11 protein-coding genes are annotated in these 14,998 nt (G+C 41.6%); all 11 read left to right on the forward strand.

Going from position 1 to position 14,998, the window contains the following annotated elements; translation table 11 throughout:
• The first annotated feature begins 17 nt into the window (after positions 1–17).
• The gene (locus OU792_RS11655) at positions 18–263 is read left to right on the forward strand and encodes a hypothetical protein (RefSeq protein ID WP_024283452.1); all 246 of its coding nucleotides are present in this window, start codon (positions 18–20) and stop codon (positions 261–263) included.
• A 54-nt stretch (positions 264–317) separates the two neighbouring features.
• On the forward strand, positions 318–4,022 hold the full coding sequence (locus OU792_RS11660; RefSeq protein ID WP_274670254.1) for an ATP-binding protein: 3,705 nt from the start codon (positions 318–320) through the stop codon (positions 4,020–4,022).
• A 39-nt stretch (positions 4,023–4,061) separates the two neighbouring features.
• A complete protein-coding gene (locus OU792_RS11665) occupies positions 4,062–7,526 on the forward strand; it encodes a hypothetical protein (RefSeq protein ID WP_274670255.1) in 3,465 nt (1,154 codons plus the stop codon).
• 66 nt (positions 7,527–7,592) lie between these two features.
• The gene (locus OU792_RS11670) at positions 7,593–8,297 is read left to right on the forward strand and encodes an SDR family oxidoreductase (protein WP_274670256.1); all 705 of its coding nucleotides are present in this window, start codon (positions 7,593–7,595) and stop codon (positions 8,295–8,297) included.
• 4 nt (positions 8,298–8,301) lie between these two features.
• The gene (gene ispG, locus OU792_RS11675) at positions 8,302–10,284 is read left to right on the forward strand and encodes a (E)-4-hydroxy-3-methylbut-2-enyl-diphosphate synthase (RefSeq protein ID WP_274670257.1); all 1,983 of its coding nucleotides are present in this window, start codon (positions 8,302–8,304) and stop codon (positions 10,282–10,284) included.
• 70 nt (positions 10,285–10,354) lie between these two features.
• The gene (locus OU792_RS11680) at positions 10,355–10,549 is read left to right on the forward strand and encodes a DUF6728 family protein (RefSeq protein ID WP_026946986.1); all 195 of its coding nucleotides are present in this window, start codon (positions 10,355–10,357) and stop codon (positions 10,547–10,549) included.
• Between the two features lie 284 nt (positions 10,550–10,833).
• On the forward strand, positions 10,834–12,249 hold the full coding sequence (locus OU792_RS11685) for a sulfatase (protein WP_274670258.1): 1,416 nt from the start codon (positions 10,834–10,836) through the stop codon (positions 12,247–12,249).
• Positions 12,250–12,720: 471 nt separating this feature from the next.
• A complete protein-coding gene (locus OU792_RS11690; RefSeq protein ID WP_026946985.1) occupies positions 12,721–13,470 on the forward strand; it encodes a MotA/TolQ/ExbB proton channel family protein in 750 nt (249 codons plus the stop codon).
• 163 nt (positions 13,471–13,633) lie between these two features.
• Positions 13,634–13,855, forward strand: a complete 222-nt coding sequence (locus tag OU792_RS11695) for a hypothetical protein (protein ID WP_342453733.1) — start codon at positions 13,634–13,636, stop codon at positions 13,853–13,855.
• Positions 13,856–13,857: 2 nt separating this feature from the next.
• Entirely contained in the window at positions 13,858–14,490 is a 633-nt protein-coding gene (locus OU792_RS11700) for an ExbD/TolR family protein (protein ID WP_134199844.1), read from the forward strand.
• 1 nt (position 14,491) lies between these two features.
• A complete protein-coding gene (locus OU792_RS11705; protein ID WP_024283440.1) occupies positions 14,492–14,956 on the forward strand; it encodes an ExbD/TolR family protein in 465 nt (154 codons plus the stop codon).
• The last annotated feature ends 42 nt before the right edge of the window (positions 14,957–14,998 follow it).

Consider the following 14,998-nt stretch of genomic DNA (forward strand, 5'->3'; position numbering starts at 1 on the left):
TAAAAAAGTAAGGAACAATGAGATTGAAAATCACCCTATTTACATTACTATTCTTCGGATTCCAATTAGCTACCTGGGCTCAGTGTGCTATGTGTCGAGCTTCTGTAGAGAATAATGTCAGTAATGGAGATACTTCTATTGGCGCAGGATTGAATACGGGGATTTTATATTTATTCGCTATGCCTTATACCATTGCCTTGGTAATTGGCATACTTTGGTATCGGGCGGCGAAAAAACGGAAAAATAAACTGGCTATTCGATAGTCTGATGGAAAGCAAAGTTTGATACAAGACTTTGCTTTTTTTATTTTTAGGGAAATGCTTCAAAAATTCAAACGGCTGATCATACTTGTCAGCGCCTTCTTGCTCCTTGCAGTATTGATACTGAATTTCTTTTTCTTTCAGAAAAGTGAGGAAGAGGCTTTTTTTGAAGATGTACAGGAGGAAATCTATGAGATCGATCGGGAGTTCGACATGGATTTCGTGCAGATTCTCATGGAGGTAAGACCTGATGAGGCATTGAGTTTTGAGAATATTTCTTCTAAAAGCTCCATCCACCCCTTTTTCATTCTTGATGAGTCAAAGAAGCTTTTGTATTGGTCAGATTTTTCAGTGAGCTTCAATTTGGAGACGCTTATCCCAAATCAGGAATATCAATTCATAGAGGATCCATATGGTACTTTTCTGACCAAGAGCCGAAAGTTTACCAGAAATGGGAACAGTTATTACGTAGTCCATGCATTTAGGCTTTTTTGGCCAGGATCCATTCAAAATGACTATCTGCGCACCGGTGTAAACCGTCGAGTATTTGGGAACGATGCAATTCAGCTCAGCGATCCAGATAGCCAAAGCCCTTTCTTGGTAAGTAATGCGGCAGGCATCCCGCTATTCGGAGTAGCTTTTGAATATGGATACCAGTCATCAGGTCGGCTTTCCAACCCCGCCATTCTCATCTTTTTCACTTCGGTTTTCCTATTGTATTTCCTACTGAGTTCGGATTTTGTAATTCGGAAATGGAAACAAGGAAGAAGATGGCAAGCGATTGGCTACGGGAGCTTAGTACTTTTAGCCTTTAGGTTGGTCATGTTGGTATTAGGTTTTCCAGGTTCTTATTTCAACCTGCCATTATTTGATCCATCCAACTTCGCCTCTTCTTGGCTAAACTCCAGTTTAGGTGACTTATTGATCAATACCCTATTTGGAGTAGCTATTGGAGGAATGATCGTTTTTCAATTTGCCTCTCCATTACTTCATCGCAAGATTAAGATTTTAAAAACATCCCAAGAGCAGCAGGCCTTTTTTGGTTTTTTTGTTTTTCTTAGCTCATTGGCCTTTTTCCTGGTCTGGGTGCTACCAAAAAATCTTATCCTAAACTCTCAATGGGCCATGGATATTTCCATTATCCCCACTTTTGGGTGGTTTGAAGGGATCAGTTTTTTGATCGTGTTTTTGTGGGCTTCAGTTTATGTGATGCTCAATCTTACCTTGATCAGCTTACTATTCGAACTAGCGATCAAGATGAATATTTTGATCCGATATCTTTACTTAGCAGCTATACCCATAGGACTTGTTTTGGGTTTTATTTCGATTTGGTTGGCAATAGCGTGGACTGTCCATATCCTTTTTCTCACTGCAATTATTCGCTTTAGGCTATTTCAAAATATTTTCCGCTTAGGCCTTAATACCTTTTTGACGTTCTTCTTTGCGAGTTTTATCTGTGCCGTGATAGCAGGTATCGCAACTTTTCAAACTGAGAAGGAAGAACTGATTCAATCAAAAATTCGATTCGCCAATCAAAATTTGATTGAAGGTGATGTGATGACGGAGTTTTTCCTCGGTGAAGTTTTTGGAAGGATTCAGTCTGATTTATTTATTCAAAATCGTCTTGCTGATCCTTTGCTTTCCAAAGAACCTATCGAGACAAAGATCAGAAGGATTTACTTAGATAATTATTTTGATCAATTTGAAGTCAATATCCGGGTTTTTTCTTCTAAAGGTCAGGATTTGATCAATACGCAGGATGAACGAAGCCTTAGCGAATTGCGAGATCTTTACATCAAATCTGATTACCTGACTAGTCAGCGAGGATTGTATTTTATTCGGGGCAAGGAGTCCAATCCCAAGAATCAGTTTGTTGCTTTTGTGCCGGTCATTCGGGATCAGAATAGCGTTGGAACGGTTTTTCTTGAGCTTCGGCAGCTTCGGGTTCAGCCGGGTTCGGTTTACCCGCGACTGCTATTGGATAAAGAATACAATGAACGCTTGGATCCCGTCCAGTATGATTATGCGGTTTATCGCGAGGAAGAGCTAATCCGTAATTTCGGGTCATTCAATTATGTGAATCCTGAGCTAAAGTCCAGGTTAACGGAGAGCAAGTTGTTTCAGAGTGGCATTCATGTCGCAGGCTATCACCATCTAGGGTTGGTCAATGGTTCAGAATTGATTTTGATCTCATCACCCAATAGACCTTACTCGTACTTTTTGGGAAATATTTCGCTCTACTTTGTCATTTTCATCATCTTGACATTTTTAACGATTCTGGCCAATTCCTTATTCAAAGGGTTTAAAAATCTGGAAATCAATTATTCCACTAAGCTTCAATTGTATCTGAATTTTGCCTTTTTCTTTCCAATCATCATCATTTCTATCATCACAATTGGTCTGCTGGCCAATAGCTATCGGGAAGATTTGGATGAGCAATATTTACAGAAGGCCTTCTTGATCAGGAGTAATCTGGTCAATTTTCTCAATGACCGCTCTCCATCCGAGATCAATCCGGAATCTCTGGAAGAGGAAATAGTGAATTTGGCAAATACGGTAGCTGCCGATCTGCATCTATATGAAGCTAGTGGGAAATTAATCGCAACGAATCGGCCAAATATTTTCGATAAGAAGCTCCTCTCTAGACTCATCAATCCTGTCGCAATGGCAGGAATAGTAGAGAATAACCAGATTCAGCTGCTAGTGGATGAAAGACTTGGGTCCTTGAGCTATAAATCCGTTTATCTAGCCATCTTACCACCTTCCGATCAGGAAGAAGTAGCGATTTTGTCTGTTCCATTTTTTGAATCTGAGTCGGAATTGAACTCATTGATCGCAGATGTGATGAGTAATATCTTCAATGCTTTTGTGGTGATATTTATCTTGTTCTTGATCGTGTCTTATTTTGTTTCGCAGAATTTGACTTTCCCATTCCGACTGCTGACGCAAAAACTCAAAACCACCAATCTTGAAAATAATGAACCGATGCGTTGGGATACAAAGGATGAAATTGGGATGCTGGTCAATGAATACAACAACATGCTTTTCAAGCTAGAAGCAAGTAAGAAGGTATTAGCTTCTACTGAGAAGGAATCTGCCTGGAGGGAAATGGCCAAACAGGTAGCCCATGAGATCAAAAACCCACTCACACCCATGAAGCTTACGCTTCAGCATTTGCTCAGACTACAGCAACAAGATCGGCTTGATGACACTTCGAAGTTGAAAGAATCATTCGAAACCCTGATTCATCAGGTGGATGCCCTGAGTGGAATTGCCAGTTCATTTTCCACTTTTGCCAAAATGCCGCTTCCGAAAAACGAGCGAATGAACTTCAAGTCTGTGCTAATGAAAGTGTTGGACTTGTTCAAAAATGACGAGCGGCTCGATTTGATATTCAAAGACGATTCATTTACGAATGAAATACCCATCCAAGGGGATGACAAGCTTTTTGGCAGGGTGATTTCAAACCTGATAATTAATGGAGTGCAAGCGGTAGAAGGGAATAAACGGCCGGTCATCAATGTATGGCTTTGGATGACTGAGCAGGATGTCTTTCTAGAGATATCGGATAATGGCAAAGGAATACCCGAAGAGCTGCGTGATAAGATCTTTATCCCGAATTTCAGTACCAAGTCCACAGGCTCAGGACTGGGCCTCGCCATAGCGAGAAGCGGTGTAGAGACAGCGGGTGGAAAGATATGGTTTGAAACGAAGATAGGAGAGGGGACGACTTTTTATCTAACTTTCCCCCTCACACAATAGGTAGTAATTGCTACCTTGGTCTCTAGGACTAGATTGGCTATGAGGACTTTGATACTTCTTTTCCTGATCTTCGGCTTTTCGCTTTCAGCAGCGAAGGCACAGGAGAAGTGCAGGGATTATCAGGTAGTCCTTCTGGAGCAAGGCTTGGAGTTAGATTCCCTTTCTGTCATTGAGGAAAGTATCCGAATAGTTGGTGATGGGTTTGATTCTCTGAGGTGGTCTTTTGATCTGAATACCAATCAAATACAGATTGTTTTTCCTGATGATTTTGAAAGTTCCAGCATCCGTATTTGCTTTCGAACCTTCCCATTTCGCTGGGATCAAGCAGTAGCTCGTAGAAGCCTCCGAGTTGATTATGATTCGGCTGCTCGTTTTTACGATAATAGGGTAGTGGATTCAGAGATTTTTGACTTTCGAGAAGAGCTTTTTCCCACCACTAATCTCTATAAATCCGGTAGTCTGACACGCGGAATATCGGTGGGAAATACACAGAATGTCTTTGTTAATTCTGCCTTGAATCTGCAATTGGAAGGTGAAATAGCTGAAAATCTACGCATTCGTGCCAGTATCACCGATCAGAATGTTCCTTTCCAGCCAGAGGGAAACACGCAACAGCTGCAGGATTTTGATAATGTGTTGATAGAGTTGTATAATGAAAATTTCAACCTTTCGGCTGGAGATGTGGTCCTTCAGCAGCGAGAATCAGAGTTTTTGCGATACTATAAAAATGTACAGGGCTTGCGGTTTACTTCCGAGTATCAGGCAAATGGTTGGAAGGCCAGTACACAGGCTTTTGCTTCTGTCGCCAAAGGGAAATTCGCTTCCATTAATGTTCCTCCTCTTGAAGGGGTTTTAGGACCTTACCGACTTACAGGGCCGAATAATGAGCGCTTCATTATTGTCATGGCCAATTCAGAACGGGTTTTTCTTGACGGGAAATTACTACAGCGAGGTTTCAATGCTGATTATGTCATTGATTACAATCAGGCTGAAATCACTTTTACACCCTCCGTTCTGATCACTCAATTTTCCCGAATACGCGTTGACTTTGAATACGCAGAGCGGAATTTTTCCAGATCCATAATCGGAGCCAATCATATCCAAAGTAAGGGCAATGTCGATCTCTATTTCAATTATTATCAGGAGAGAGATAACCGAAACAGGCCATTATTCACAGAGTTTTCTCAGGAAGAATTGAGTCTACTGAGTAGTGTGGGAGATCAGGTTCAAAATGCCGTCATTCCGAGAATAGATTCGGTAGCCTATGATCCCAGTAAAATTCTCTATGAGCGGATCACAGAATTGGATGGAGCCGGAGTGGCTTTTACCTATTATCGGTACAGCACCGACCCAGCCGTAGCGCATTTTGAACTTGCTTTCTCCTTGGTAGGGAATGGGAATGGAGATTATCGCCGTGTCAATCAATTGGCGAATGGGACCGTGTTCGAATATGTGCCGCGTGTAAATGGTCAGCCACAGGGGGATTATTCTATTTTGACCCAACTTCCTGCACCAGATAGCCGGCGAATGCTCACCGCAGGTACCCGAATAAAACTTGGGGAAAAGGAGAAAATCTATTCTGAGCTAGCTTGGTCTTCCCGTGATCGGAATTTATTCTCTGAAATAGATGATGAGGATAATCAGGGACTCGGCTGGAAAGTCGGTTTAAGTTCGGAAGGAAGAAAATTGAATTTTTTGCCAGAATATACGCTGCGTTCGGGTGCAGAATTCGAGTACAACTCTACCAACTTTAATTTCATTGATCGTTTCCGATATATTGAATTTGATCGGGATTGGGGCATAGACCCTACGGTTGTGAACGCTACGGCTGCTGCTGAGCGACTTTTCAGAGCAGATGTCAGTTTGGAAAAGGATGCATTCAATCGCTTTGACTATCAGCTTTACCTTCGAAATAGAGCAAAGATGCTCAGAGGACAACAGCACAAGGCCAACTGGAATACAGAGATTGGGCATAGAATTCGGCTTCGAAATGAGTTTTTTCTACTGAAAAGTGATCAGGATAGCATCCGCTCAGACTGGCAGCGCTACCTCGGAGAGATTACTTACAAGTCCAAAATTCTTGTCCCAGGATATCGCTATTCCTTGGATAGAAATGCAGTGATTGCGGTCGAGAGTGATTCGGTTTTGGGTACTGCGATGAATTTTCAGGAGCACTTAATTTTCCTGCAGAATCAGGATAGCTTAAAAACGAAATTCCGAATAGATGCTGCCTGGCGAGAAGATAGAGCACCTTTTGAGGGAGAACTCGAGACCGATACCCGGGCTTTCACAGCCAATGCAAGATTCCAAAAGCAATGGCAAAATCACAGTCTCCAGTCGACTTTCACTTACAGGACTATCGAATACATTCGAAGAGACCTGCCGGAGGAATTGACTGTCATGGGTAAGGTCGACTACTTGGGATCTATTGCAAAAAATCTGATTCGCAGTGAGCTAAGTTATGCCCTAGGAAACGGTAGGGAGCTTCAGCGGGAGTATATTTTTATACCGGCTCCGAATGGAGATGGGACGCATACTTGGCGGGATGACAATGGCGATGGAATTCAGCAATTGAATGAGTTTTACCTAGCGATCAATCCAGAAGAAAAGCTGTATGTAAAGATCTTCGTACCGACTGACACCTATGTTCAAGCTTATACCACCCTGCTCAATTATAGACTCCAGGCAAAGTTTCCAGCCAGTTGGCAAGAAGAAGGGGGCCTGAAAGCTTGGCTTGCTAAATTTTCTAATACATCAAGTCTAAGTGTTGAAAAAAAGGTGAGTTCAAATAATTTTCTGGATCGGATTAACCCCTTCATTGGCTCGGTGAACCGGGAGGACATCTTGTCACTCAGACAGGTGCTGCGGTCCAGTTTCTTCTTTAATCGTGCCTCGGCTAAATACGGCTTGGATCTTTCTTACTTTGATTCTCAAATCAAGCAATTATTGGCAGGAGGCTTTGAAGATCAAATTCAAAAGGATTGGCGGATCAATTCGCGGGTCAATTTTGGTGGTCTTCTTACTTTGAGATGGGTAGGTAGCATCGGAGAGAAGGCTGCTAGTTCTGACTTTTTGGATAATCGAAACTTCATAATCAAGCAATTGAATACAGGGCCTGAATTGGCATGGCAGCCCAGCCCTTCTTTTAGGGCTACGGCAACCTATTCTTATACCCAAAAGCAAAATACTTCCAACTTGGAATTGGATGAAAGAGCCATACTTCATCAGACAGGAATGGATTTTCGACTTGCAAAAGCCATTAAGACGACTTTGACTGCGAATCTTAAATGGATCGAGATAGACTACAATGGCGTGGTTAATTCTCCGGTCGGTTATGAAATGCTCCAAGCCTTGACACCGGGTACTAATATTACTTGGTCCCTCAATTGGCTTCAGAAAATCGGTGAGGGACTTCAGATGAATTTGGTCTACGAAGGCAGGAATTCTCAGGGCCTTGATCGAGTAGTTCATGTTGGAAGGATGCAAGTCTCGGCACTCTTTTGATAAAAAAATGTAACTTTGCCACTGCTAGATAGTTGTCATACTAACTATTAAAACACGAACAATCTAATGGGAAAATGTATCCTCGTCACAGGCGGAACAAAAGGCATCGGAAGGGCTATTTGTCTCCGGTTTGCAAAAGAAGGATTTGATATAATTACCTGCGCCAGAAACGCTGATGACTTACAAACCTTAGAGAAAGAGCTTCAAGCTATCAATTCAGATGTAAGAGTACTGACTGTTCAAGCTGATCTTTCTAAAAAGGAAGAAGTAATGAATTTGGCACAAAAAGCCAATGAATTTTCTAAGATAGATGTCTTGGTGAATAACACAGGCGTATTTCTTCCAGGAGCCATTCATGAAGAGCCAGAAGGTAATTTTGAACTCATGATGGAGACGAATTTATACTCAGCTTATTACCTCGTACGAGCCATTCTTCCTCAAATGATGGAGAGCAAATCAGGGCATGTATTTAGTATGGGATCAATAGCTGGGACGACTGCCTATCCTAATGGAGGTAGTTATGCAATATCCAAATGGGCCATGTTGGGAATGACCAAGTGTCTGCGGGAAGAAATGAAACCATTTGGAATCAAGGTGACATCTATCCTTCCAGGAGCGACCTTTACTGCGAGCTGGGAGGGAGTGGATCTGCCTATTGAGCGTTTTATGAAAGCCGAGGATGTAGCTGATACCGTTTGGGCAGCTTATAACCTTTCTCCTGCCTCGGTTGTTGAGGAAATTACCATTCGACCACAACTCGGAGATATCTGATACTATGAACCCAACCATTCAAACTGCGGAGCTAAACTATTGCGACAGCCTCACATCCTATAACAGACGAAAGACTATCCCGGTACGCGTAGGAGATGTCATCATCGGAGGAGATAATCCTATAGTGGTCCAATCTATGACCACAGTGGATACCATGGATACCATAGGCTCTGTGGAGCAATGCATCCGAATGATCGAAAGTGGATGTCAACTAATCCGTATCACTGCACCTAGTATCAAGGAAGCTGAAAATCTTAGAAATATTAGAGATGAACTTAGAAAGCGTGGTTACAACACTCCTTTGGTAGCAGATATTCACTTTACTCCAAATGCTGCAGAAATTGCAGCTGGTATTGTGGAGAAAGTCCGGATCAATCCGGGAAATTATGCTGACAAGAAGAAGTTTGAGGTAATCGAATATACCGATGAAAGTTACCAGGAAGAGCTAGCGCGAATCCGAGAGCGTTTTTTGCCTTTGGTGAAAATCTGCAAGGAAAATGGTACTGCTATGCGAATCGGGACTAATCATGGTTCGCTTTCAGATCGGATTATGAGCCGCTATGGCGACACCCCATTAGGGATGGTTGAATCGGCTTTGGAGTTTTTGAGGATTTGTGAGGATGAAAATTATCATGACATCGTGATCTCGATGAAGTCCTCCAATACTCAAGTCATGGTGCAGGCTTATCGTCTGCTTGTGCAAAAGCTAAATGAAGGAGGATTTAAGCCTTACCCGCTTCATTTGGGGGTAACCGAAGCAGGAGAGGCTGAAGATGGCCGGATCAAATCAGCCGTGGGAATCGGTACCCTGCTAGAAGATGGTCTTGGTGATACGGTGCGGGTTTCCTTGACAGAAGACCCTGAGTTTGAGGCACCGGTTGCGAAAGCACTCATTGACCGATACATTTCAAGATTGCCTCATGCTACTATCGATCCTATTGAGAAGTATCCGATTACTCCTTTTGAGCATACCAAGCGTGAGTCAGCTGAGATTTACAATTTTGGTGGGCAGAATGTACCTCGGGTTATTACAGATATTTCCCGTATTGACGGAATTACGGAGAAGGAAATGAAGGCAGTTGGTCATTTTTACCTTCCTGAGCTGGATAAATGGAAAATGAATGATCTCGGATGTGATTTCGTGTATTCAGGAGATCATCCCATTCCTTTTATGTTGCCAAACGGCATGCGGGAAATCCAAAATTTCGCCACTTGGGAAGAAAGTCAAACTCGGGAAAATATCTATCCTAGGTACACTTTGGATGAATTTCAATCTGCACAGGACTTTCATCCTCAATTGAATTTCCTTGAAGTTTTTGATACGCAAGTGTCCGAGGTTATCCAATCAATTCGAAACCGCAAGGATCTGGTACTGATTTTAAAGACATCCAATGCTCACGGCATGCCAGCACTCAGAAGGGCTTTTGTATCCTTAATGGATCAGCAAATTCAGGTTCCTGTTGTGGTCAAAGTAAGTTATCCAGACCAAACAGCCGATCAGACCATGCTGTATGCAGCGACTGACGTGGGTGGACTTTTGGTAGATGGAATGGGAGACGGGATTCTGATTTCCCTAGAAAAGGAAAAAGCACATACCAGAGAAGAGGTCTTGGAGCAAATCAAGCTACACAACAATGTGTCTTTTGGCGTACTTCAAGCAGCTAGAACCCGAATGTCCAAGACCGAATATATTTCCTGTCCTTCTTGTGGTAGAACGCTTTTTGACCTTCAGGAAACAACGGCTATGATCAGAAAACGCACTGACCATCTAAAAGGAGTAAAAATCGGAATCATGGGTTGCATAGTCAATGGTCCCGGTGAAATGGCAGATGCGGATTATGGCTATGTGGGTTCAGGAAAAGGAAAGATCACTTTGTACAAAGGGAAAGAAGTGATCAAGCGTTCGGTACCTTCAGAAAAGGCTGTTGATGAGCTGATTGAGATCATCCGGGAAGATGGGATGTGGTCCGAACCTGAGGCTATTTAAAAACCTTTGATTTTAGCTGAAATTGTAAACTATTCTGAATCTGGACCTGTTCTAAGACAAAATGGAAAAAATGGCCGAAAAAAATAAAGTAAAGGAGTTTTTTAAGCTTGGTGAAGTGGGTAATTACTTCATTCGGGTTTTTAAAAAACCAGATCCTAATCAAAAATCAAACTTCAATTTGAGAATGATGCATGGAATCAATAAGATTTCTATTCTAATCTTTCTCTTTGCGATTATCGTTTGGACGATTAAGCGACTGATGTAAGTTGTTGTTTATTTGAATCCAAAAATACTTAAACCAAAAGCCCCCAATTAGTAGCCAATACTTCTTGGGGGCTATTTATTTAACCTGCAACTAAACTCCCGATTGGTGCAGAGGCCGGGAGGGTAAAAATTACCACTCCCGAATTCCTCTGACTTGAAGAAACTAAACTGAATTTACCAGCACTCGAAAATCAAATCAATTCTATTTACGGGAGCTGACTTAGCAAAAGCTGAAATTTTTAATGAAAAGATTTTATCTTATCCATAAGATTCAATCAAGGAAATATGCGAGTGCTACAAATAGTTACTTTTTTGGCTTTAATGGTGGTTTTTGGGCAGTCGATTGCTCAGAAAAAAGACTTAAATATTTTAATTATTCATGTCGATGATCTGGGTGCTTCAGATTTAGGTGTTTATGGAAGTGATTTCTATGAGACTCCTAATATAGATCGATTGGCCGCTGAAGGGATGCTTTTTACTCAGTCCTACGCTGCAGCAGCTATTTGCTCCCCAACCCGAGCGGCATTACTGACTGGCAAATACCCGGCGAGATTGGGAATTACAGATTGGATTCGCGCAAAATTCCAAGGTTACTCGACTTCTGGTAAGGAGGGAGAATATGAGATTTTCGAAGATAGATCCATGAAGACTCCAAAAATACAGGGCTATCTGCCACTAGAGGAAGTGACTCTACCTGAGCGTCTACAATCCATGGATTATAGTACCTTGCATGTAGGGAAGTGGCATTTGGGAGAAGAAGGATTTCATCCGGAGGACCAAGGCTTTGATATGAATATTGGCGGAAATGATTTAGGGCAGCCACCCAGTTACTTCGATCCCTATATTTCATCAAATCCAAATCCGGATTATGTGATTAAAAACCTGCCGGCAAGACAGGAAGGGGAGTTTTTGACCGATCGAGAAGGAAGTGAGATCATCAATTTCATCCAAAATCAAGAGAATAAATTTTTTATTCACTGGGCTCCTTATGCGGTTCATACGCCCATAATGGGGCCAGAAGTTTTGGTGAAGAAATATCAAAATAAACTACCCGGCATACAGCGAAACCCAACTTACGCGGCTTTGATAGAAAACTTGGATCAAAATGTAGGGAAAGTGATAAGTAAGCTAGACCAATTGGGCCTTCGTGAAAGCACGCTTATTATTTTCACTTCCGATAATGGAGGTCTGGTAGGTAACCCGGATAATCCCGTCACGGTCAATCTTGGCCTTCGATCATTCAAGGGATATCCCTATGAAGGAGGGATTAGGGTTCCTACTATCGTTTCCCTACCAGGTCAAATTCCTAGTGGGGCATCCTCAGATATCCCAATAATTACTATGGATTGGCTTCCTACTATTTTGGATTTTCTGGAAACGGATTTTAATGTGGGAGATGGACAGTCGCTTAAATCGATTTTGCTTAATCAAGGTCAATTGCCAGAGCGGGATTTCTTTTGGCATTTCCCTCATTATCGAGGGGCTGATGTCTTACCCTATTCAATTATTCGCTCAGGTAATTACAAAATGATTTATTATTTCGATGGAGAAGGAGTGGAGCTTTTTGATTTAGTTTCCGATCCACAAGAAAAAGAGAATCTAGCCAATCAGTTACCGTTTTTAGTTTCAGAGATGAAGAGCAAGTTGGAGCGATGGTGGGAGAACACAAATTCAAGATTGCCGGTTTTGAAGGAGAATTGATCAGGGGTTTGGTTTTGAAAAGGTCAAAAAGGAATAATGATTTTGAACAAAGAATAAATACTCTGATTTGAAGTATCGGACGGTGAAAAGTACTTTTGATTGTCCTGTAAGCGCTTTTTTGCTTAAAATTTTACCCAATCAATAGTTTACTGAAGAATCCATAGAGAGGTGATTTGATGGATTTATGATAATTATTGACTTGAATTTTAGGAATCTTAGCATGAATAATTTTTTGTTTCAGGAAAAAAATGAAATTTTAGCATCGAGTTAGAGAGTTATTGGGATTTTAGAAAATGGAATATTCCTTCCGCTCGTGTAAAAATTGACGAATTCGAGTCAAAAAGCCTGAATATTTCACAAAAATCTAAAAGACCCCATTGTTTTTTGAATTCAAAAAATGATAACTTTAAAACTCGATTTTAGTCTAGAAACCATTTAACCTTTATCAAAAGTCTATTTAAAAATCACATTATGAGAAAGTTAATCGCTTTGTTCATGCTTGCAGGAATCCTGTTCGCACCTGTATTCGCAATCGCACAAGATTCTCCCACTGTAGTTGACGACGAGATCGTAGCTGAGGAGCAGAGTTTCCACCAAGTCGTTAAAGAGAAGTTTATCGAAGGAGACCCTGTCTTTATGACGCCAGTTTTGGTTTGTCTTATTTTGGGACTTGCTGTAGCGTTAGAAAGAATCATTACCCTCAATTTATCTACTACTAATACCAAGAAGCTTTTGGCAAAGGTAGAAGATGCGCTAGCTTCGGGAGGAATTGAAGCAGCTAAGGATGTTACTAAGAGCACCAAAGGCCCGGTTGCTTCCATCTTTACTCAAGGTCTGATGAGATACTCAGAAGGCATCGAGATGGTGGAGAAGTCAATCATCGCCTACGGTTCCGTAGAAATGGGTCGTTTGGAAAAAGGTCTAGTATGGATCTCGCTATTCATCTCCTTGGCTCCAATGCTTGGTTTCATGGGTACCGTAATCGGTATGATTGGTGCATTCGACTCTATCGAAGCAGCCGGTGATATCTCTCCATCCCTAGTAGCAGGCGGTATTAAAATCGCCCTTTTGACAACCGTAGCAGGTTTGATCGTTGCGATTATCCTTCAGCTATTCTACAACTATTGCGTTGCAAAAATCGATTCTTTGGTGAACGATATGGAAGATGCATCCATCTCTTTGGTGGACATGCTTGTAAAGCACAAATTGACTGGTAAGTAATCCGTCTTTTGTAGCATTTCCTTATTAAATTCTAAAACTCCAAAGAAGAAACATTATGGATACTTATGACATTTTCCTTTATGCTGGATACGGTCTAGTAATTGCTGGGGCTTTCTTTGCGATCGTTATGCCGCTTATTAAGTCTCTGGACAATCCAAAATCTTTGCTAAAAACAGTGGTTGGCATCATCGGAATCGTAGTATTGTTCTTTATCGCATACTCGATTTCTAGTAATGAAGTACTTCCTAAGTTTGAAGCAGATCCGTTCAACCTAACTCCAACAGGTTCGCAGTTTGTAGGTGGTATGTTGATTACCACATATGTATTAGCGATTGTAGCATTGGTAGGAATTGTATTTACGGAACTCAATAAAGCTATCAAATAATTATGGCTAAAAGTAAAAGCAGAATGAGTCAGGAAGTCAATGCAGGTTCGATGGCAGATATTGCCTTCCTACTTTTGATTTTCTTTCTCGTGACCACGACGATCGCTTCGGACAAAGGTATCTTAAACGTACTGCCTCCGAAGTTGGATCCGAATAATCCACCTCCAGAAATTGATAAAAACGAACGAAACATCTTTACCATTCTTGTCAATGCGAATGATGACCTACTAGTAGAAGGTGAATATCGTGAATCTGCAGAAGGATTAGATGAAGATATCAAAGCTTTCGTTTTGAATTTCGGAGCTCCAGATGAAGATGCACAAGCATTATTCAACTCGCTTCCACAGTCATTGCGAGCTCAAGCTGCACGTGATCCAGAGTCTTCAGACCATCCAGGAGAAGCTGTAGTCTCTATCAAAACAAACCGTGGAACCTCTTATGAGAAGTACTTGGAAGTATTTGACTTGGCAAAGAAAGCTTACTTTGACATCTATGCAGAGCGAGTAAATCTCGAAACCGCCGAATATCGAACACTTCCTGGAAATGACGATGCTGAAAAAGCGCTCATCGACAAAGGAAAAGAAGGTATTCCAATGGCGATTTCTATTGCAGAACCTGATAAAATTGGAAGTTGATATGGGAAAGTTTAAGAAAAAAACCAAAACATCGGAGAACATCCCTACTTCAGCCCTTCCTGATATTATCTTTATGCTGTTGTTCTTCTTCATGGTGACGACAGTATTGAGAGAGCAGGAAATCTTGGTAGAGCAAAAGATTCCTCAGGCTACACAGCTTCAGAAGCTTCAGAAGAAAACTCTTATCTCGTACGTGTACATTGGTAAGCCAAAAAACACAGCCTTGTATGGTTCTGAGCCAAGAGTGCAAGCTAATGATGCTCTTTTGACCCCGGCAGATATTGTACAGTGGGTTAACAGAGAGCGTGATGCCTTGCCAGAAGCAGATAGAGGAATGATTACAATCTCTATGAAGGTAGATAAGGACGTGAAAATGGGTCCAATCTCTGATGTTCAGACAGAACTTAGAGAAGCGGATGCAAGACGAGTTCTTTACGCTTCAGTAGGAAAAGTTGTGAATAATTAATTTAGAAATACTTTAAAAATTAAAGCTATCTCCCCAAAGAGA

This window comes from Algoriphagus sp. NF (assembly GCF_028823735.1).
Classification (GTDB): domain Bacteria; phylum Bacteroidota; class Bacteroidia; order Cytophagales; family Cyclobacteriaceae; genus Algoriphagus; species Algoriphagus marincola.

Excerpts from the sequence above, each read along its gene's own strand:
- OU792_RS11700 (WP_134199844.1), top strand. The coding sequence starts at position 13,858 with ATGGCTAAAAGTAAAAGCAGAATGAGTCAGGAAGTCAATGCAGGTTCG.
- ispG (WP_274670257.1), top strand. The coding sequence starts at position 8,302 with ATGAACCCAACCATTCAAACTGCGGAGCTAAACTATTGCGACAGCCTC.
- OU792_RS11705 (WP_024283440.1), top strand. The coding sequence starts at position 14,492 with ATGGGAAAGTTTAAGAAAAAAACCAAAACATCGGAGAACATCCCTACT.
- OU792_RS11655 (WP_024283452.1), top strand. The coding sequence starts at position 18 with ATGAGATTGAAAATCACCCTATTTACATTACTATTCTTCGGATTCCAA.
- OU792_RS11665 (WP_274670255.1), top strand. The coding sequence starts at position 4,062 with ATGAGGACTTTGATACTTCTTTTCCTGATCTTCGGCTTTTCGCTTTCA.
- OU792_RS11670 (WP_274670256.1), top strand. The coding sequence starts at position 7,593 with ATGGGAAAATGTATCCTCGTCACAGGCGGAACAAAAGGCATCGGAAGG.
- OU792_RS11685 (WP_274670258.1), top strand. The coding sequence starts at position 10,834 with ATGCGAGTGCTACAAATAGTTACTTTTTTGGCTTTAATGGTGGTTTTT.
- OU792_RS11690 (WP_026946985.1), top strand. The coding sequence starts at position 12,721 with ATGAGAAAGTTAATCGCTTTGTTCATGCTTGCAGGAATCCTGTTCGCA.
- OU792_RS11660 (WP_274670254.1), top strand. The coding sequence starts at position 318 with ATGCTTCAAAAATTCAAACGGCTGATCATACTTGTCAGCGCCTTCTTG.
- OU792_RS11680 (WP_026946986.1), top strand. The coding sequence starts at position 10,355 with ATGGCCGAAAAAAATAAAGTAAAGGAGTTTTTTAAGCTTGGTGAAGTG.